General features: G+C 45.6%; 18 protein-coding genes. 13 read left to right on the top strand and 5 right to left on the bottom strand.

All coding sequences use genetic code 11. The annotated features are described in order from the left end of the window. Window positions 1–30: 30 nt before the first annotated feature. Complete coding sequence (locus KIO97_RS14155) at window positions 31–858, bottom strand: AraC family transcriptional regulator (RefSeq protein ID WP_045372588.1); 828 nt, start codon at window positions 856–858, stop codon at window positions 31–33. 241 nt (window positions 859–1,099) lie between these two features. On the opposite strand from KIO97_RS14155, the gene KIO97_RS14150 reads away from it, so the two are divergent. Further along, window positions 1,100–1,732 carry a LysE family translocator gene (locus KIO97_RS14150; protein ID WP_038889655.1) on the top strand — a complete coding sequence of 211 codons (633 nt, stop codon included), beginning with the start codon at window positions 1,100–1,102 and terminating at the stop codon, window positions 1,730–1,732. 88 nt (window positions 1,733–1,820) lie between these two features. Continuing rightward, a complete protein-coding gene (locus tag KIO97_RS14145) occupies window positions 1,821–2,240 on the top strand; it encodes a GNAT family N-acetyltransferase (protein WP_285383089.1) in 420 nt (139 codons plus the stop codon). An 87-nt stretch (window positions 2,241–2,327) separates the two neighbouring features. On the opposite strand, the gene KIO97_RS14140 is transcribed toward KIO97_RS14145, so the two are convergent. Then, window positions 2,328–4,022 (bottom strand): phospho-sugar mutase, encoded by a 1,695-nt coding sequence (locus tag KIO97_RS14140; RefSeq protein WP_285383088.1) that lies wholly within the window; start codon window positions 4,020–4,022, stop codon window positions 2,328–2,330. 329 nt (window positions 4,023–4,351) lie between these two features. Here KIO97_RS14140 and coxB point away from each other — a divergent pair, with 329 nt between their 5' ends. The 4 genes from coxB to KIO97_RS14120 are packed head-to-tail and all read left to right on the top strand — an operon-like array spanning window position 4,352 to window position 8,659. Then, complete coding sequence (gene coxB / locus KIO97_RS14135) at window positions 4,352–5,515, top strand: cytochrome c oxidase subunit II (RefSeq protein ID WP_285383087.1); 1,164 nt, start codon at window positions 4,352–4,354, stop codon at window positions 5,513–5,515. Beyond that, on the top strand, window positions 5,512–7,152 hold the full coding sequence (gene ctaD, locus KIO97_RS14130) for a cytochrome c oxidase subunit I (RefSeq protein ID WP_005425998.1): 1,641 nt from the start codon (window positions 5,512–5,514) through the stop codon (window positions 7,150–7,152). The genes coxB and ctaD overlap by 4 nt, the downstream gene beginning before the upstream one ends. 20 nt (window positions 7,153–7,172) lie before the next feature. Beyond that, entirely contained in the window at window positions 7,173–7,763 is a 591-nt protein-coding gene (locus tag KIO97_RS14125; RefSeq protein WP_038889650.1) for a cytochrome c oxidase assembly protein, read from the top strand. Between the two features lie 11 nt (window positions 7,764–7,774). Further along, window positions 7,775–8,659, top strand: coding sequence for a cytochrome c oxidase subunit 3 (locus KIO97_RS14120; RefSeq protein WP_010452572.1), 885 nt, complete (start codon window positions 7,775–7,777; stop codon window positions 8,657–8,659). A gap of 2 nt (window positions 8,660–8,661) precedes the next feature. Here KIO97_RS14120 and KIO97_RS14115 read toward each other — a convergent pair whose 3' ends face one another. After that, window positions 8,662–8,898: a DUF2909 family protein gene (locus tag KIO97_RS14115; RefSeq protein ID WP_005425979.1), complete on the bottom strand. Its 237-nt coding sequence runs from the start codon at window positions 8,896–8,898 to the stop codon at window positions 8,662–8,664. Here KIO97_RS14115 and KIO97_RS14110 point away from each other — a divergent pair. Genes KIO97_RS14110 through cyoE form a run of 4 tightly spaced genes read left to right on the top strand, consistent with a single transcriptional unit; the run spans window position 8,897 to window position 12,136 of the window. After that, window positions 8,897–9,664, top strand: coding sequence for an SURF1 family protein (locus tag KIO97_RS14110; protein ID WP_010452568.1), 768 nt, complete (start codon window positions 8,897–8,899; stop codon window positions 9,662–9,664). The two genes, KIO97_RS14115 and KIO97_RS14110, sit on opposite strands and share 2 nt — an antisense overlap. Continuing rightward, window positions 9,661–10,197, top strand: coding sequence for a cytochrome oxidase biogenesis cluster protein (locus KIO97_RS14105; RefSeq protein ID WP_077201559.1), 537 nt, complete (start codon window positions 9,661–9,663; stop codon window positions 10,195–10,197). Before KIO97_RS14110 ends, KIO97_RS14105 begins: the two co-directional genes overlap by 4 nt. A 12-nt stretch (window positions 10,198–10,209) precedes the next feature. Continuing rightward, on the top strand, window positions 10,210–11,229 hold the full coding sequence (locus KIO97_RS14100; protein ID WP_285383086.1) for a heme A synthase: 1,020 nt from the start codon (window positions 10,210–10,212) through the stop codon (window positions 11,227–11,229). Continuing rightward, on the top strand, window positions 11,222–12,136 hold the full coding sequence (cyoE, locus tag KIO97_RS14095; RefSeq protein WP_285383085.1) for a heme o synthase: 915 nt from the start codon (window positions 11,222–11,224) through the stop codon (window positions 12,134–12,136). Before KIO97_RS14100 ends, cyoE begins: the two co-directional genes overlap by 8 nt. Before the next feature lie 461 nt (window positions 12,137–12,597). Here cyoE and KIO97_RS14090 read toward each other — a convergent pair whose 3' ends face one another. Beyond that, window positions 12,598–13,578, bottom strand: a complete 981-nt coding sequence (locus KIO97_RS14090; RefSeq protein ID WP_050905928.1) for an OmpA family protein — start codon at window positions 13,576–13,578, stop codon at window positions 12,598–12,600. A 460-nt stretch (window positions 13,579–14,038) separates the two neighbouring features. Here KIO97_RS14090 and aroG point away from each other — a divergent pair, with 460 nt between their 5' ends. The 3 genes from aroG to KIO97_RS14075 all read left to right on the top strand — a co-directional run bounded on the left by aroG (window position 14,039) and on the right by KIO97_RS14075 (window position 18,202). Beyond that, complete coding sequence (gene aroG / locus KIO97_RS14085) at window positions 14,039–15,091, top strand: 3-deoxy-7-phosphoheptulonate synthase AroG (RefSeq protein ID WP_285383083.1); 1,053 nt, start codon at window positions 14,039–14,041, stop codon at window positions 15,089–15,091. Between the two features lie 154 nt (window positions 15,092–15,245). Continuing rightward, window positions 15,246–16,418 carry an MFS transporter gene (locus KIO97_RS14080; protein ID WP_285383081.1) on the top strand — a complete coding sequence of 391 codons (1,173 nt, stop codon included), beginning with the start codon at window positions 15,246–15,248 and terminating at the stop codon, window positions 16,416–16,418. Window positions 16,419–16,639: 221 nt separating this feature from the next. Beyond that, on the top strand, window positions 16,640–18,202 hold the full coding sequence (locus KIO97_RS14075; protein ID WP_285383078.1) for a PAS domain-containing methyl-accepting chemotaxis protein: 1,563 nt from the start codon (window positions 16,640–16,642) through the stop codon (window positions 18,200–18,202). A 125-nt stretch (window positions 18,203–18,327) separates the two neighbouring features. On the opposite strand, the gene tkt is transcribed toward KIO97_RS14075, so the two are convergent. Then, window positions 18,328–20,319 carry a transketolase gene (gene tkt / locus KIO97_RS14070; protein WP_285383076.1) on the bottom strand — a complete coding sequence of 664 codons (1,992 nt, stop codon included), beginning with the start codon at window positions 20,317–20,319 and terminating at the stop codon, window positions 18,328–18,330.

Here is a 20,319-nt window from a genome sequence, read left to right as displayed (position 1 = left end):
GACCTCAGAATGTTGCCTTGTACAATATTGCTAACAATGCTTGATGTACTGCCCAGGTGTTACGCCCATGGCTTTTTTAAAGTGACGATGCAAATGGCTCTGATCGTGAAAGCCACATTCTTGAGCAACATCAGAAATCTTTTGCCCCAGTTTGAGCAGTTTTTTCGCCATTCTCAGTCTTTGTTGAATCTGAAACGCGTGCGGCGGAAAGCCGAATTGTTTTTGAAACTCACGCAACAAATGGAAAGGGCTCAATCCTGCCAGCTTTGCAAGCTCTTCCAAAGAAACATCGGTTTGAGGAAAGTCTTCAAGAAACTCTTTGACCAGATGCACCTGCCTTTGTGCTTTGGTCACGTCTTGAAGCGGGGCTCGATGTGTACTGTGTTTGCTTGCTAGTTTGATCAGTGTGCCGTAGACAAGTGTTTCTCGCAGTAAGCGGTTATCTGACTTCTCCAGCGTATCGAACACCAACCGTAATTGGTTAGCGAGTTCCGGATCGTAAACGACGGGCTGCGGGAAGTAGGGCAAAGCGACATTGGATGCACCAAGTTCCTCCCCGAGCGTTTGAAACTGCTCTGGCACGGGGTACATGGCTTTATATTCCCAGCCTCCTTCTGATGCTGAGTGACCATTATGTACCTCGTCGGCGTTGACAAGAATGATGCTGTCTTGCGGCGCAATATGGTTGCCGCCAGTACGAAAGAATTGTTGTGCGCCTTTTTCAATCACACCAATGGTATAGCCCTCATGACTATGGCGAGAGAAGTTTTGCTTTTCATATTTAGCCTCGAGCAGCTCTAACCCCCCCAGCTCTTGGGCAATTTTAAACGTCGCAACTTCCTTATTCTTTTCTTTCATCTCTTTCTATTTTACCAAGTGTCGCCCAGTGGTTTTGGAGTCTACCGGATCCATCCTGCTTATTTTTGTACAAAATTGCTATCGGTATTAAAAATAAACACCAAAAAGGTTAATTGTTTTTAAATTGAGCATTAAACATTTTGTATTTTCTGAATTTTCCTTATTGGGAAGACATTTGGTCTGGTTGTTATCTATTCATTGGTATAAGATCCGCCGCCTGTTTTTGAAAGCCAGTTCCACCATGATCGATTTATCTGTACTCCCTGTTTATCTCACCGCCGTTGTTGCACTTCTCTTGTTACCTGGACCTGACATGTTGCTGATTGCCAGCTCTAGCATGAGCTATGGTAAGAAAGTCGGTTTGTTTGCGAGCTTGGGCAATGCGACGTCGGGTGTGATTTTGACCCTATTGGCAGCAATGGGTGTCTCGACCTTGATTGCGATGAGCCCAATCGCGTTAAAAGTGCTTCATCTACTGGGTGGCGCGTACTTACTAAAAATGGGCTGGGACTGTTTAAGAGCGGATGTTTCTGCTGCACCAGAGCTTGATCAGAAAAACAAAATGGCATCGACTTACTATCAACGTGCTTTGATGAGTAACCTGTTGAACCCTAAGGCGTTGGTGTTCTTCGTGATGTTTTTACCTCAGTTTGTCTCTAGCAACATTACTGCATCTTCGGGTGAGCAAATGCTTGCGCTTGGTTTGCTGTTAAACGTACTCGGTTTGCTATTCAACATCTTGCTGGTTGCTCTGGCAGGTACACTGGGTAAAGGGTTGTTGGAAAATGACAAATTCCGTATGTACCAAGGCAAACTGATGGGCTTGGTGTTCATTATCCTTGCGATATGGATGCTCAGTAGCTTTGCGATGTAAAGTGTAGGAACAATCAGATTTTTATACAAAAGCCAGCACTCGCTGGCTTTTTGTTTTAGTATCACACCGATTTCCAAGGAGTGGCGGTATGAAACTTGAATTTAAACTCAATCCAGAACAAAACGATCTCGACTTTATCCGTGATGGCATCCGCGCTTATAACAACATGCACCTTCCGGATGGGGATGTAGACGCCATTGGCTGTTTTGCTCGGAATGACGAGGGCAAGATTGTTGGCGGGCTCACGGGTGAAATGTTCAATAACACTGTGTTCGTTGAATACCTTTGGGTTGATGCCGAGGCGCGCACGTCGGGGGTAGGAAGCAAGCTGATTGCTTTACTAGAAGAGCAAGTAAAGCAACACGGGGTGACGCATTTGTATCTCGATACTTATAGCTTCCAAGCGCTCGACTTTTACTTGAAACTGGGCTTTGAAAAAGTCGGTCAGTATTCGGGTTACCCTGCCGCGGGTATCGATAAACACTTCTTGCAAAAGCAGGTTGCTTGATTTGGTTTGAATTGAACAAAAAAGAGGCGCTCGATGCGCCTCTTTTGCTATTTACTGTTATCACAGAGTCGATGCTTCAAGCTTGAATTACAAACTTTGTTGATGTGCTTCGATCAGGGCATTCATCTTCGCTTCCGCTGCTTGGTTAGCTTGCGCGTAATCCATCGCTGCAGGGAAGTCGCTGATCACTTCGTAGTAACACTTCAACTTAGGCTCAGTACCAGAAGGACGAACAATCACACGTGATTTGTCTTCCAGGTGGTAAACCAGTACGTCACTCGCTGGTAAGTTGATTGCTTCTGTTGGGCCATCGGTTACAAAGCGAAGTGATGACTTCAGATCTTCGATCACTTCAATACGCTTACCGGCGATCTCTTTCGGTGGGTTTGCGCGAAGCTTGTCACCGATTGGTGGTGATTTAGGATCAAGAGCAATGCTGCGCTGTGCGTTAAAGTAGAAACCGTGTTGGCGGTATAACTCTTCTAACTTATCCCAAAGCGTTTTGCCTTGTGCTTTTAGCTTACCTGTCAATTGAGAGAAAGCGACCAGTGCTGACAAACCATCTTTATCCCATACCTTATTACCTACGGTGTAGCCAAGCGCTTCTTCGTAAGCGAATAGGAATGGATTTGCTTCGGTCTCTTGCGTCATTGCTACGTTGGTTAGCCATTTAAAGCCCGTTAGCGTTTGGTAGTATTCTGCTCCGTGTGCTTTAGCAATGCTGCTCAATAGGCGAGAAGACACAATGGTATTACCAACAAGTGCGTCTGATTGACCTTGCAGTAAGTAATCACCAAACAACGAACCCACTTGGTCACCCGTCAGCATTTGGTATTCGCCATCTGGGCGTTTTACTGCCACCGCAAAGCGGTCTGCGTCAGGGTCGTTTGCGCAGGCAATATCGGCATCAACAGATTTACCTAGCGCCATCACCATGTCCATCGCGCCTGCTTCTTCAGGGTTCGGGAAGTTTACGGTAGGGAACGTGCCGTCTGGTTCACGCTGTTCTAGAACACTTGCCACTTTTTCAAAGCCAGCATCTGCGAGCAACGTTTCTGCCATTTCCGCTCCGACACCGTGCATAGCTGTGTAAACAATCGAGATATCTGTGTTGCTGTCCGGTGTTAGCAGGGCATTGTCGTTCATTGTTTTGCGGTATGTTTGGTAGTACTCGTCTTCAAGCCAAACTAACAAACCTTTTTGTTTTGCATCGTCCAGTGACATCAGAGGCAGCGGTTTTGTTGTTGCCTCATCAATTCTTGCAGCAATTCCGGAATCGTGTGGTGGAATGATTTGTGCGCCATTTTCCCAGTAGACTTTAAAGCCATTGTACTCTGGTGGGTTATGGCTTGCTGTCACGACGACAGCAGCTGCTGCATTCAGTTCACGGACACCAAAAGCAACGATTGGTGTTGCCGCTACCTTGTAGGTTAGGTAAACCTTGATGCCTAGGGCGGTCAGTACTGAAGCAGTATCGTGTGCGAACTGTTTGGAGTCAGGGCGGCCATCGTAACCGATAACCACGCCACGAGACGAAGCATCTTTCACCTGTTCAATCAGATAGTGACCGAGACCAGTAGCTGTTTCTTGAATCACTAAGCGGTTCATTCGGTTTGGGCCTGCACCTACTTTGCCACGCAAACCAGCAGTACCAAAAGCCAAACGTGAGCCGAATCGATCTGTCAGTTCTTGTTCATTATTTGCATCGACTAGGTGCTGGAGCTCTTCGCGGGTTTTAGGGTCTGGGTCTCGTGCTAGCCACTGAGTAATTTGTGTTGTCATATTCATCTTTCCTTAGCAGGGGGAGCCTACTTGTTTAGACACTTTTATACGGAAAGTGTCCCAATGTTTTCTTTTTTACAATGTAAATGGTTCTCAATTACATTTCAAAGAGGGCAATCGATAAACCAAATTTATTTTTCAGTCTGTACAGAATTTATTCACAGTTAATTTCTTGAAGAACTATTGAACTATAACTAGCCTTTTAACATAAATATAACAAAGAGTGCTGAAATCGTAGTTTTTATGATTTTTTGTAAATTTGTTCGATATTTGCATCGGGAAGCAAGGAAGCTCGCGCAAGCGCAGCGGCTGAGCAGAGGAGAGATCTTTTGAAAAGATTAGCAACTACTCTAGCCTTATTAACGAATGTGATTTTTATCACATTTTCTTCGTCAAGTTGGTCAGAGCAAAATGATTACAACATGACGCGGGGTGTTACGGGGATCAGTGAGCAAGTGTATGAATTACATATGCTGATCTTCTATATATGCTGCGCCATTGCCTTTGTTGTATTTGGCGTGATGTTTTATTCCATCTTCCGACACCGCAAGTCAAAAGGGGCAGTTGCGGCTAATTTCCACGAAAGCACCAAAGTGGAGATTATCTGGACTGTCATCCCCGTCATTATCCTTATTGCGATGGCGATTCCAGCAACCAAAACACTGGTGGCAATGGAAGATACTAGCCAATCTGACCTCACTATTAAGATCACTGGCTCTCAATGGAAGTGGCATTACAGCTACTTTGGTGAGAATGTCGAATTTTTTAGTCTGCTCGCAACCAGTCAAAAAGAAATTGATGGCATTGAAGCAAAAGGGGCGCACTACTTACTTGAAGTGGATAACCCGCTCGTTCTGCCTATCAATCGTAAAGTTCGCTTCTTAATGACCTCAGATGACGTGATTCATTCATGGTGGGTACCTGACTTCGCGGTTAAGAAAGACACCATCCCGGGGTTTATCAATGAAGCGTGGACCAAGATTGATGAGCCGGGCGTCTATCGCGGTCAGTGTGCTGAGCTTTGTGGTCGTGCACATGGTTTTATGCCAGTAGTTGTTCATGCAATGGCAGAAGACGACTTTGAACAGTGGATGTCAGACAAGAAGCAAGAGCTTGCTTTACAAAAAGCGGCCGCACAAGAAGCGTTGACGCAAGATCTGTCGATGGAAGATTTGATGGGGCAAGGCGAGTCGATTTACACCGCGCGTTGTGCCGTGTGTCATCAAGCAAATGGTGAAGGCATTCCGGGCGCATTCCCGGCGATTAAAGGCAGCGAAATAGCTAAAGGCCCGGTTATGGCTCACATCGATGTACTAGTAAACGGTCGTGCAGGGACAGCGATGCAAGCTTTTGCTAACCAACTTAGCGACCAGGAAATTGCTGCTGTTATTACCTATCAACGAAATGCTTGGGGAAATGACACTGGCGATACCGTTCAAGCATCCGATGTTAACGCCTTTAAGGCACAAGACAGTGCCAAGGAGGAAATATGAGTAAGCCAATTGAAAAAGCGGTGAAGTCTGCTCCTGCAGAAGCGCAAACGACCGCAAATACCACCATAGCGATTGAAGACGATCACGACCATCATCACGCGCCGAAAGGACTAACGCGTTGGCTCTACTCCACCAGCCATAAAGACATCGGTACGCTTTACTTGTGGTTTAGTTTTGCCATGTTCCTTACTGGCGGAGCAATGGCGATGATCATTCGTGCTGAGCTGTTCCAACCGGGTTTGCAATTGGTTGATCCTCAGTTCTTTAACCAGATGACAACCGTGCATGGGCTAGTCATGGTATTTGGTGCCGTCATGCCTGCGTTTACTGGCTTAGCCAACTGGATGATTCCAATGATGATTGGCGCGCCGGACATGGCTTTGCCACGAATGAACAACTTGAGCTTTTGGATCTTACCTTTTGCTTTCCTCATTTTGATCGGCTCTTTGTTCTTACCGGGTGGTGGTCCAGATTTCGGGTGGACCTTCTACGCGCCGCTTTCTACAACTTATGGTCCTGACAGCACGGCATTGTTTGTATTCTCAGTTCACATCATGGGTATCAGTTCCATCATGGGTGCTATCAACGTCATCGTGACGATTGTAAATATGCGTGCACCGGGCATGACTTGGTTCAAGCTACCTATGTTTGTCTGGACTTGGCTGATTACTGCGTTCTTACTGATTGCGGTGATGCCGGTATTAGCCGGTGCGGTGACCATGGTTTTAACCGACAAGTATTTTGGTACCAGCTTCTTTGATGCCGCTGGTGGCGGTGACCCGGTGATGTTCCAACACATCTTCTGGTTCTTTGGTCACCCTGAGGTGTACATCATGATCTTGCCGTCGTTCGGGATTATCTCGGCAATCATTCCTGCGTTTAGTGGCAAGAAACTGTTCGGCTATCATTCGATGGTTTACGCGACCTGTAGTATTGCGTTGCTTTCATTCCTAGTCTGGGCACACCATATGTTTACCACGGGGATGCCGGTATTCGCCGAACTCTTCTTTATGTACTGCACCATGTTGATTGCAGTACCCACGGGGGTGAAGGTGTTTAACTGGGTAGCGACCATGTGGCGAGGTGCAATGACGTTCGAGACACCGATGTTATTTGCCATCGCCTTTATTGTCTTATTCACGATAGGTGGTTTCTCCGGCTTGATGCTGGCAATTGTGCCTGCGGACTTCCAATATCATGACACTTACTTTGTTGTCGCTCATTTCCATTATGTCTTGGTATCCGGTGCGGTGTTCTCGATTATGGCAGCGGCGTATTACTGGCTACCGAAGTGGACGGGCAATATGTACGACCAAAAGCTCAGTCTGTGGCATTTCTGGTGTTCCATCATCTCGGTCAACGTCTTGTTCTTCCCAATGCACTTCTTGGGTTTAGCGGGGATGCCAAGACGTATTCCTGATTACGCCATCCAGTTTGCGGACATTAACCAGATCGTATCGATAGGTGGTTTCGCCTTTGGCTTGTCTCAACTTATCTTCCTGTGGCTGGTGATCAAATGTATTCGTGGTGGTGAAAAAGCAACAGCCAAACCGTGGGAACGTGCAGAAGGTTTGGAGTGGACGGTGCCAAGTCCTGCTCCTCATCATACGTTCACAACACCGCCGAAAGTTGATTAAGCAAGCGTGAGGTGAGTGAGATGCAAAGTAATTCATCCAATAAGAAACTCACTATCAAGTTGCTGTTAGCGACTGCGCTGATGTTCGGCTTCGGTTTTGCTCTTGTGCCACTCTACGACATCATGTGCGATGCGCTTGGCATTAACGGTAAAACCAGTGATGTGGCAGCGATTCAACCAACGGGCATGCAAGCGGATATCACCAGAACCATTCGTGTGGAGTTTATGGCTCACGTAAGCCCAGATATGCCTTGGGAATTCAAACCCAAGGTTGTATCCATGGATGTTCACCCGGGCGAAGTGATTCAAACTGAATATCTTGCATTTAATCAAAGTGGCGAAGACTTGATAGGGCAAGCAGTACCTTCCGTATCGCCGGGCACAGGTGCGGCTTACTTCAATAAAATCGAGTGTTTTTGCTTCAATCAACAACCATTGGAAGGTAAGCAACAAGCGAGTATGCCTCTGATTTTCTACATTGAACCGGATGTGCCGGATTCAATCCATACATTGACCTTGTCTTACACACTCTACAAATTTCCTCCTCAATCGGGCGAGTCGTCGGTAGTTAGCCTCTCAAGGAGTGAGCAACAGGCGGGTGAGCGTCTGTAAGGAGAGAACTTATGAGTAACAAGCCTGAGACCTATTATGTTCCTGCACAGAGCAGCTGGCCTATTGTTGGGGCATTTGCGTTATTCCTGGTTGCGGTCGGTGCTGGGATGACGGTACAAGGTACCCAAAGTGATGGTGCGGTTGGCACACTTGGCGGCATTATTCTCGCGGTTGGTATGCTGTTTCTGCTTTACATGCTAGCAGGGTGGTTCAGTAACGTTATCACGGAGTCCCTTACCGGAAAATACAGTGCGCAAATCACGCGTTCATTTAGACAAGGGATGAGTTGGTTCATCTTTTCAGAAGTGATGTTCTTTGGCGCGTTCTTTGGTGCTCTGTTTTACGCGAGAATGATTTCGGTACCTTGGTTAGGCGGTGCGGATAACAACTTCATGACCCATGAAGTGTTGTGGCCAAGTTTTGAGGCGATATGGCCGCTCACCACGACGCCAGGTGGGGAAACAACGCAAGCTATGCCATGGCAAGGGATTCCATTAACCAACACTATCTTGCTGTTATTGTCTTCGATTACCTTACATATGGCACACATCAGCTTAGAACAAGATAAACGAACTGCACTGATTGTTTGGTTGGAAATCACTATCGTCTTGGCGGGCTTCTTCCTTTATTACCAAGCCGTTGAGTATGCGCACGCTTATCAAGACATTGGACTAACGCTGCAATCCGGTATTTACGGAAACACCTTCTTTATGCTGACGGGCTTTCATGGATTGCACGTTTGTCTCGGCACCATTTTTCTCATTGTATTGCTGTTCCGCATCGCCAAAGACCATTTCTCGCCGAAAGACCATTTTGCATTCCAAGCGGGCAGTTGGTATTGGCACTTCGTTGATGTGGTTTGGCTATGCTTGTTTGTTTTCGTTTATGTGCTGTAAAGCTAGTAAGGTCGAGGGTTAGGGGCTATCCATCCAGCCCCTAGAGCAATCAGGAGGAGTATCACGACTAACGCAGAAAACATGACACGACGACCGAGGTAATGACTCATTGGCTTACCTTTTTTCGATGAATCCTCTGGGTCTTCGCGAACCATTTCGATAAGCGCTTTTGCGAGGTTAAAGATGATGAAAAGCAGCAAAAGGACAAGCGTTAATTTGAACAGAAATACGGTGGACATAGCACCTCCGGTTTCGTCGTCGATATTATCGAAATGGGTTTGGGTTGCTGTCTTTTTAACTGTGGCTGTGTTTTCTCTATTGGTCAAACTGGGCTTTTGGCAATTGGAACGTGGCAATGAAAAGCAGCTTTTGGAGCAAGCCATTTTAGCAAGGGCAAATACCTCATATAAGGACATGTCTGAAGTATTGGAAATGAACGATTGGCGAGAAGAGAGTGTTATAGGGATTAAAGTAAAAGCGAATGTGACACCTGAACCACTACCAATTATTTTATTAGATAACCAGACGTATCAGAGCGAAGTGGGTTACCTTGCGTTTCAAATCGTGTCGATGTCTCATGATCCTGCGACTCTGACGTTGCTTGAACTTGGGTTTGTGAAGGGAGAACGCTCCAGAGCCGTGTTACCGAAGGTTGAACATCTGCCTGCACCATATGACATCACTGGGCGTTTGTATCGTAAATCGACTAATCCGTTAAGTTCAGATCTGATGGCCGAAGTCGGCGATACGATCAGAGTGCAAAACCTCAACATCAATCAACTTAGCCAACTACTTAACATTGAGTTAATGCCAACGGTCCTTCAACCCGACAATTTAACGCAGTGGCCATATTCATTTCCTTGGAATCCATTACCTTTAACCAGTGCAAAGCACTTTGGTTATGCTTTTCAATGGTTTGCTATGGCTGGTGTATTTTTGCTTATCACAATCCTGATTTTTATTCGTTGGATTCGACAACCACGCTCACAAGGAGGTGAGAAATGACAAATGCAGTCACGAAAGGACGAATTGTATTGGTGTCTCTGGTTTGTCTATTTGCGCTCCCCGCGATTATTGCCAAGGTTGTATTGAGTCAAGGTTGGTACGAAACGGGAGTAACCAATCGAGGTGAACTGGTAGAGCCATATGTCACGCTCGAACAATTAGGTCAGCCATCCCCGCTAGACGAAAAAGGTTGGCAACTAGCGTATGTATTGCCCTCAGATTGCCAAAAACAATGTCAGCAGCAAATACACTTGATGCAGCAAAGCCATATTGCATTAGGTAAATATCAGGAGCGTGTTGTACCTGTTATATGGACTTTGGAAGAGGCGAATGATGTTGACCAGAGCATTGTCGTGATGCAAATGAATGGCGCGCTTTCATCGAGAGTAAAAGCAGGCCAGATGTTGATCGTCGATCCGCTCGGGCAGCTTGTGATGTCTTACACGCCTGAAGCCAATGAGGATTTAGTAAGGTTAAGTAAGGATGTCTTGGCGGACTTACGAAAACTATTGAAGTTGTCACGCGTAGGCTAGGGAGGGGGCAATATGACGTTAAATGGTTTGGTTAGGTTCAGCCTGTGTCTTACTCTTGTGGTCATCATGTTAGGCGCATATACGCGACTGGCTGATGCAGGTTTGGGGTGTCCAGATTGGCCGGGTTGTTATGGTCAATTATTCGTTCCTCAAACCGAAGCCGAAGTCACGAAGGCAAATGCGTTGTTTCCGGAACGAGCAGTTGAGCAAGGGAAAGCATGGTTAGAGATGATTCACCGTTACTTCGCCGGAACTTTAGGCTTGGTTATTCTGGTGATGGCAATCATGGCAGTGAGAGCCGAGCGTGTCGATCCGACAATTCCGGTTTTGCTGTGCATTCTTGTCCTGGGGCAAGCGGCATTAGGAATGTGGACAGTGACATTAAAGCTGATGCCAGTGATTGTCATGCTGCATCTACTGGGTGGTTTTACGCTACTTGCACTCCAAGCGGTATTCTATTGTCAATTACAATCTCAACGTAGCCTCTATTTCTCTCCCTCTTCGAAGAGCTTGAGAGTCTTCTCATTTATCGCTTTTGGCGTGGTGTTGTTGCAGGTACTGCTTGGCGGTTGGACATCATCTAACTACGCCGCTCTTATGTGCACAGCTTTACCGATTTGTGAGGGGAACTGGACCAGTTACTTATCTTGGAAAGAGGCGTTTTCTTTCTGGCAAACAGGGTTTGATAACTATGAGTTCGGTGTTCTAGATTACCCAGCACGAATGACAATTCATGTCAGTCATCGTATTGGTGCCATCATTACTGCATGTATTGTGCTGATTTACTGCGTATTACTATTAAAACAAGACTCACATCATTCTCAGCGCTTGGGTGCTTGGATTGGCTTAGCTTTGGTTTGCCAAATCCTATTAGGCGTTAGTAATGTTGTGTTCCAACTGCCTATCTATGTAGCGGTTGCGCATAATCTCGGTGCAGCCATCATGCTTACACTTATCTGCGTTAGTCAGTTCTATCTATGGCAAGGTAAGGCTTATTGGAGTCATCAAGCGAAAGGAGTTCGCTATGAGTAAAGAAATCGCGTTACCTCTAGAAAGTGGTAAGAAAAAGATTGGTTCAACCTATTTAAAACTGACAAAGCCTAAAGTGGTCGCCCTAATGCTTATCACAGTAGTTGTTGGTATGAGCTTGGCCCCAGTCGTTGACTTCCCATGGCTACAAGCTGCGTTCGGTCTCGTTGGCATTGGTTTGATGGCGGGGTCGGCGGCAGCGTTTAATCATCTCATCGACCGACGTATTGATGCGCGTATGGCTCGAACGCACAAACGACCATTGCCTTCGGGCGATACCAACCCTATATCTGTCGCGATTTTTTCTACTGCTTTGGGTGTGATTGGTTTTGTGTTGCTTTATGCCTTGGTTAATCCACTGACAGCATGGATGACTTTCTTAAGTTTGCTAGGATATGCGGTGGTTTATACCATGTACCTAAAGCGAGCAACGCCGCAAAACATTGTGATTGCGGGAATTGCAGGTGCAATGCCACCACTACTTGGTTGGACGGCTGTAACCGGAGAACTGCACGCCCATGCTTGGCTACTGGTGATGATTATCTTTATTTGGACACCACCACATTTTTGGGCGCTCGCGATTCATCGCGTCGAAGACTATCGAAAAGTGGATATCCCGATGCTCCCTGTGACTCATGGCATTGAATACACCAAAACTTCGATTCTTCTTTACACGATACTACTCACACTTGTTTGTATTCTTCCTGTTCTGGTGGGTATGGTTGGCTCGGTTTATCTTTTTTCGTCGCTGCTTCTCAATGCAGGTTTTATGTATCACGCTTGGAAATTGAAGTTTTCTCCTGAGCAGAACAGCGCTATGGAAACCTTTAAATTCTCCATTTATCACTTACTCGCTTTGTTTGTTGCTTTGTTAGCGGATCATTATCTTGGTCTGTTCTTCACGCCATAAAAGCCGTTTAGCTGTTGTTTCAAACCGCACTGATTAGGTGCGGTTTTTTGTTGGTGTATATATCGAAAGTTACTTTGCTGGGTAACTCTTAGCGGTGCGCTCTAAACCGTTTATTCATTCCATATTTATCCCTTGTTTTATTATCTGTGAGACTATAAAACACTCTTTCTTTAGTGATGGAAGCAGGAGGGGGAAGTTTGAGTTGGGTAGAGCAACACGGTTTTCCGTTTGAGCCAGTCGGGTATTGCTGCACAAAAACTTAACTTGTTGGTTACATTGTCCGTCACGTTTGGGAAAACAGCCTGAACCAGAAGCGGTGGGAGCGGAAGTACGAGGTTTGATTTAAGCAGGAAGCGAGTTGAGGGATTCTGAGCTGCAAATGGTGCTGGAGTGAACAAATACGAAGCAAACAAAAAGGGATGCCGAAGCACCCCTTATTCTAGAGAAAAGAGTGGAAAATCTTATTCTGGTTGTACAAGTTCTTCGTATTGGAACTCAGGTACATGTACCACAACACGACGGTTCTGCTCGCGACCTTCGTGAGTGCTGTTGTCAGCAACTGGATCTTCTTCACCCATACCTGTAACCGTGAAACGGTCCGCATCGATACCTGCTGCGATTAGGTAATCTGCAACAGCTTGTGCACGGCGCTCAGACAGTTTTAGGTTGTAAGCTGCTGGACCAGAGCTATCCGTGTAACCTGTAATCTCAACTTGAGCTTGTGGGTATTCGTTCAAGAAGTTAACGAAGTTGTCTAGACGCTCAGATACTGAGTCAGTTAGTTTCGCACTGTCGAATTCAAATGTGCCTGAACCGTACTCTTCTTGGTGCGTCTTCGTTAATAAAACAGGCTCTTCTTCAAGAACCTCTTCTGTTACGATTGCAGCTACAACTGGCGCTGCCGCGAATTTGTAATTAACACCGATACCGAAGAAGTTTGCATCCATGTCATCTATCACATTATCAGACATACCTTGGTAACGTTGGTATTCACCACGAACGCTCCAGTTTCTGTCGATAGTGTACTCGGCACCCAATGAACCCGTTGGTACAAAGTCTTTCTCATCACCAGAAATCATGTAAGCACCACCGATTTTCGCGAATAGGTTCCACGTATCGTTTAGATGCCAGTTGAATTTAGGTGCTAGAGTTAGTGCCCAAAGGTCGCCGTCAATCGTATCAACTGTATTAGCCCCTGACTTGAAGTTAGCTTTGTAGTCACCTAAGTAATCAACGCCATACTCAAGACCGATGATATCGGTAAAATCGTAACCGATGTGCATTCCGGCACCGAAAGCATCATCATCACAAGGGCTGTTTAAATAGCAAGCATCATCTAAAGTAGTCATGCCCACTTTGCCCCCGATATACATTTCAGCTTGAGCAGAGTTAATTAAACCACCAGCTACCACTGCTGCTACTGCAATTGCTACTTTTTTCATAGTGTTTCCTTGTATTGATTGCATATTAATTTCTACTTTGTTTTAACAATTAGAGTAAAACTAGGTAGTTATAAGAAATTAGTTTAATATTCATTTAATTTAACATCAAGCAACATTATCTTAGAACTTGCTACAATTTTCGTCGCGAACTTCCTCACAAACTTCTGATATTTCTTACATTGTAGACAAGATTTTTAAACTTTTAAGAAAATAACTAATTTTATTGAACTTTTTTCGTAAACTTAAATGTACGCCGTGTTTTGAAATGAACGTTAGTTGTTAATTTGCATTTTTTTAGAAAAAGTGATTGCAAGTCTACTGTTAAGTCGATAAGTTACTTCCATCGACACAATTAAATGAGCCTACAGCCCTTGTTATTGCTTGCTTTGTGAACAATGTTGCACTGAGTAAAGTTAGGGCAAAATAGTGGGTCAGGGATAGTAATTAGGAAGTAGAAGTAATGTTTCAAACTGATGATGTAAGAATTAATAAAGTAAAAGAGCTATTGCCACCTGTTGCAGTGCTTGAGAAATTTCCGGCAACCGAAACTGCTTCCACAACGACGTTTGAATGTCGCAACGCCATCCACAATATTCTTGAAGGTAAAGATGACCGTTTGCTGGTGATTGTTGGCCCGTGTTCTATTCACGATCCAGAAGCCGCGGTTGAGTACGGTAAGAAATTGAAAGTACTTCGCGACGAACTCGGTAATCAACTAGAAGTAGTGATGCGCGTTTACTTTGAAAAACCGCGCACAACGGTAGGTTGGAAAGGCCTAATTAACGACCCGTACCTAAATGACACTTACAAGCTAAACGACGGTCTTCGTATTGGTCGTAAGCTGTTGCTTGACTTAACAGACATGGGCCTTCCTACTGCAAGTGAATTCCTAGATATGATCACGCCACAGTACGTAGCGGACCTTATCAGCTGGGGTGCTATAGGTGCGCGTACAACTGAATCTCAGGTACACCGTGAGCTAGCGTCAGGTTTGTCTTGCCCAGTTGGCTTCAAAAACGGTACAGACGGCAACATCAAAATCGCGAGTGATGCAATCCGTTCAGCAAGCGCATCTCACCACTTCTTGTCAGTTACTAAGTACGGTCACTCTGCTATTGTTGAAACGGCGGGTAACCCGGATTGTCATATCATCCTTCGTGGTGGTAAAGAGCCTAACTACAGTGCGTCTCATGTAGCGCAAATCAAAGACGAGCTAGACGCGGCGGGTCTACCTAAGAAAGTGATGATCGACTTTAGTCACGCTAACAGCTCTAAGCAGTTCAAACGTCAGATGTTGGTTTCTGATGACGTATCAGAGCAGATCTCTGGCGGCGAAGATGCTATTTTTGGCGTGATGATCGAATCTCATCTTGTTGAAGATCGTCAGGACTTAGTTGACGGTAAGGCTGCAACTTACGGGCAATCCATTACTGATGCATGTATCGGTTGGGAAGATACTGAAACCGTTCTTCGTCAGCTATCGGATGCAGTAAAAGCACGTCGCGCTAAGTAAACATAAGCGTTTCTAATCTTTCAAAAGCCAGCAGTTCGCTGGCTTTTTTAATATCCCGGCAATATGAAAACTCACCTGTTGCACATATTCGATGTGTTTTAGTTTTAAATCCGTTATGGTGTCTAAATAGGTTAAAAAAGACTCAAGGAATGAGATGAATCGAAACGTCTGGCTACTATCGCTTTGCCAAGCTTTATTGATGACAGGGAACATACTGCTGATTTCCGTTATTGCGTTGATCGGCAAACAAATTGCGCCCTCATCCAGTATGATCACTCTCCCTGTGGCGCTGCAGTTTCTTGGTTTGATGTCAGCAACCATTCCTGCCTCTCTAATAATGGGAAAACTAGGGCGTCGTCTAGGCTTTAGCTTGGGTAATGTTATTGGCATCTTTGGCGCTTCATTAGCAACTTATGCGCTTTTGTTAGAAAACTTCACTTTGTTTTGTGCTTCTACCTTTTTATTAGGTGTTGGGATTGGATTCGGTACGCTCTATCGATTTGCTGCGATTGAAGTTTGTGATGAATCTGCGAGGCACCGAGCAATTTCTATCTCTATGGCGGGGGGAGTATTGGCGGCAGTACTGGGACCAAACCTCGCTGTCTACTCACAGAAGTGGTCAAGTGATGGTTTATATATTAGTGCCTTTGCCGTCTTAATTGTCTTGTATGTTGTTGCGCTAATTCTACTCCAAACTATTCGATTTCCCGCTGCGCATACTCAGAGCTCTCGTGCAAAAGTAGACTCGATCAATGTGATTGTGCGTCGTCCAAATTTTATGATCGCAGTTCTAGCTGCGATGGTTGCTTATGCCGTAATGAATATCTTAATGACCGCAACTCCGTTAGCGATGATTGGCTGTGGCTTTGACTTCACCAGAGCGGCTGGCGTGATTGAATGGCATGTCTTGGGCATGTTTGTTCCCGCTTTCTTTACTGGCAGCTTGATTGAGAAGTTTGGCGCGAAGAGGATGATATTGGCTGGTGGAGTTCTATTTATTGCGTGTATCGCCATTAACATGCATGGGCTTTCTATTTGGCATTTCAGTGCCGCGTTGATCTTACTCGGGGTTGGATGGAATTTCATGTTTATCGCCGCCACAAGCTTGTTTAGTCAGAGTTATGAAGCAAAGAACAAGAGTAAAGCACAGGCGTTTAACGAGTTTTTCGTTTTTAGCTGCGTCACTATTACCGCACTTTTGTCTGGTTGGTTGGAGTCGACGGTAGGGTGGCAGAACTTGAATTTGTATGTCCTGCCTTTTGTACTATTGGTAATGGGAATATTTTTGATCAAAGCAAATAATAACTCTGAATCTCAAGTTGCGTAAATCAACTTCAAGATTTTATAAGACCCAGTTATGTACGCTGGGTCTTTTTTGTCTATCGGCTCACAACCCACAAAATAATTGGTTAATTATTGTTATCTAAGTAAGTTTTTCGAGCTCGAAATGTCGCATTAGTAAGGTTTTTTCTCTAGCATTTTGTAATAAATATAACAATCGTGTATATATCCTGTCGCAATTTAATAATAACTATAGAAGCCTCATCTATGTCAGCCTTAACTTCCAATAAAGCTCAAGAAACTCTCGTAGGAGATTCTGACGAACTGGTCTCCACTACCGATCTCAAAGGTGTTATCACTTATTGCAATGATGCATTTTGCAGAATCGCTGAATACAGTCACGATGAACTGCTCGGACAAAACCACAATGTCGTACGCCATGGTGACATGCCTAAAGCGGCATTCGGTGATATGTGGGCTCGTCTAAAACAAGGCAAAGCGTGGCGCGGAATTGTAAAAAATAGCACGAAGTCTGGTGGATATTACTGGGTGGATGCTTATGTAACGCCCATTTATGAAGGCCACCAAATTGTGGGATATCAGTCGGTTCGTGTAAAGCCAAAGCGAGAGTGGGTGGACATTGCTTCTAAAGCATATCAGGGCTTATTGAAGTCTGAAAAATCTGGCCGTGCTTGGACCTTGAAACTGAGTGATACGTTGCGTTATGCGATTCTACTTGGTGCGCTTGCGGCACCAACAGCTGGCTTCGCTTTTTCACTTGAAGGACCTTTGGCTTGGCTTGCGACATTGCTCCCGGCTGGGGTGCTCGCAATGTTGTTCCGCCAAGAGCTTATTGATACACCACTGCAATTTAAAAAGCTGCAAGCCCAATACGATAGCGTGAGTCGTTTAGTGTATTCAGGTAATAAACCGTTCTCGATTGCAGATTTTCATATAAAGATGCTCTCTGCTCGTATTCGTACTGTCCTTGGACGTATGACAGATTCAGCTGTGCCATTACAAAACTGTGCTGAAGAGTTGAGTCACACAACAGCGGAAGTCTTGTCTGCACTGACTCAGCAAAACAACGATATTCACGAGGTTCGTGATGCGGCTGATTCAATGGAAGCATCTGCCAATTCAGTTTCATCTAGTTCTCATGAAGCCCATGTATTGATTGATGACACTTTGAAATCTTGTTTGATGGCGAAAGACACGATTGATCAAACTCATACCAACCTAGCGCAGCTTAGTTTACAGGCGGAGAAAGCCACCGAGACGACTTATCAACTGAGTGATCAAGCGCAGAAGGTAAGTCAATTAATGGAAGAGATTGGTGGTATTGCCGATCAAACGAATCTGCTAGCACTTAATGCAGCAATTGAAGCAGCACGAGCGGGTGAACAAGGTCGTGGCTTCGCTGTGGTTGCCGATGAAGTGAGAGCGCTATCTGGACGTACTTCGAATGCTACTGAGCAAATTAAAGCATCCATTGAAACCATGTTGATGACGATTCAGGGCTGGCAGAAAGACATTATCGCTAACAAAGATCAAACGGATACATGCTCACAAGTTGCAGAGCAAAGTGCGTTGCGTTTGTCGGAAGTAGAGCAGATGATGCAAACCATGAGTGGGTTGATGGTGAATGTCGCGGATTCTGCTAACAAGCAACTGCAACTGTCTAGCAATGTGAATCAACACATTCATTCAATTGCTTCTACCGCGGAGCAGAACTTGGCCGCGACATATTCTGTAGAGCAAAACAGTAAGCAGTTAAAAGAGCAGGTTCAAGACTTCTACCGACTTGCGAATCAGTTTGAAGAGAAGTGATACGAACTAGAACTAGATCGTTGAATCGTTGTTCAAAATGAACAGATAAAATAAAGCCCCGCTACAGAGAGCGGGGCTTTTCAGTTTTCAAATTCGCAATAGAGAAAACTGATAATTCTAAGCGATTAAGCTAGCAGTTCTTTTGCTGTGTTCACTACGTTTTCTACAGTGAAACCAAACATTTCGAACAGTTGGTCAGCTGGTGCAGACTCACCGAATGTTGTCATACCGATGATGCGACCGTCGAAGCCAACGTACTTGTACCAGAAGTCAGCAATGCCGGCTTCTACAGCGATACGTGCCGTTACGTCAGATGGCAGTACAGATTCACGGTAAGCTGCGTCTTGCTTGTCGAAAGTGTCAGTAGCTGGCATTGAAACCACGCGTACTTTCTTACCTTCAGCCGTTAGTTGTTCTGCCGCTTTCACAGCTAGCTCAACTTCTGAACCAGTCGCGATAAGGATTAGCTCAGGTTTACCATCGCTGTCTTTCAGGATGTAGCCACCTTTTGCGATGTCTGCAACTTGCTCAGCAGTACGCTCTTGCTGTGCTAGGTTTTGACGAGAGAAGATAAGTGCTGATGGCGCATCTTTACGTTCAATCGCCAGTTTCCATGCTACTGCAGACTCAACTTGGTCACATGGACGCCACGTGCTCATGTTTGGAGTCAGGCGTAGAGACGCGATTTGCTCAACAGGTTGGTGAGTTGGGCCATCTTCGCCAAGACCGATAGAGTCGTGCGTGTAAACTTGGATGTTCTGAATCTTCATCAGAGCAGCCATACGCATAGCGTTACGTGCGTATTCCATGAACATTAGGAATGTTGCGCCGTAAGGAACAAAACCGCCGTGTAGCGCGATACCGTTCATGATCGCTGTCATACCGAATTCACGTACACCGTAGTGGATGTAGTTACCAGAGAAGTCGTTTGCTTCTAGAGACTTAGAACCAGACCACATAGTTAGGTTAGAAGGCGCTAGGTCAGCAGAGCCGCCCATGAATTCTGGAAGCATTTGACCAAACGCTTCTAGTGCGTTTTGAGATGCTTTACGTGATGCGATGTTTGCTGGGTTAGCTTGAAAGTCAGCAATGATTTGGTTCGCTTTCTCTTCCCACTCTGCCGGTAGGTCACCGTTTACGCGGCGTTTGAATTCAGCTGCCAGCTCAGGGTACGCTGCTTCATAAGCTGCAAATTTCTCGTCCCACGCTGCTTCCTTAGCTGCGCCTGCTTCTTTCGCTGACCACTCTGCGTAGACTTCCTGCGGAATTTCAAAAGGACCGTGCTCCCAACCTAGTTCTTTACGTGTCGCTGCAATTTCTTCAGCACCTAGTGGCGCACCGTGACAGTCGTGTGAACCAGATTTGTTTGGAGAACCAAAACCGATGATAGTTTTAGTACAGATAAGTGTAGGGCGTGGATCTGCTTTTGCCGCTTCGATTGCTGCGTTGATCGCTTCAGAGTCGTGACCATCTACAGCAGGGATTACGTGCCAACCGTAAGATTCAAAACGCTTAGGCGTATCGTCAGAGAACCAACCTTCAACGTGACCGTCGATAGAGATACCGTTGTCATCCCAGAATGCGATCAGTTTGCCAAGGCCTAGCGTACCAGCAAGAGAACAAGCCTCGTGCGAGATACCTTCCATCAGACAGCCATCACCCATGAACACGTAAGTGAAGTGGTCAACGATGTCGTGGCCTTCTTTGTTGAACTGAGCCGCTAGTGCTTTTTCAGCCATCGCCATACCAACAGCGTTAGTGATGCCTTGACCTAGAGGACCCGTTGTTGTCTCGATACCAGGTGCGTAGCCGTACTCTGGGTGACCAGGAGTCTTAGAGTGAAGCTGACGGAAGTTCTTAAGATCGTCGATAGATAGCTCGTAGCCTGCAAGGTGCAGTAGAGAGTAGATAAGCATAGAGCCGTGGCCGTTAGACAGTACGAAACGGTCGCGGTCAGCCCACTCTGGGTTTGATGGGTTGTGGTTTAGGTGAGAACGCCAAAGTACTTCAGCGATATCAGCCATACCCATAGGTGCACCTGGGTGACCAGAGTTAGCTTGTTGAACACCGTCCATGCTTAGTGCACGGATTGCATTAGCTAGATATTTACGATCCAT

It is taken from the genome of Vibrio sp. B181a (genome assembly GCF_030248375.1).
GTDB lineage: Bacteria > Pseudomonadota > Gammaproteobacteria > Enterobacterales > Vibrionaceae > Vibrio > Vibrio campbellii.
This window is presented reverse-complemented; position numbering and strand designations above follow the sequence as displayed.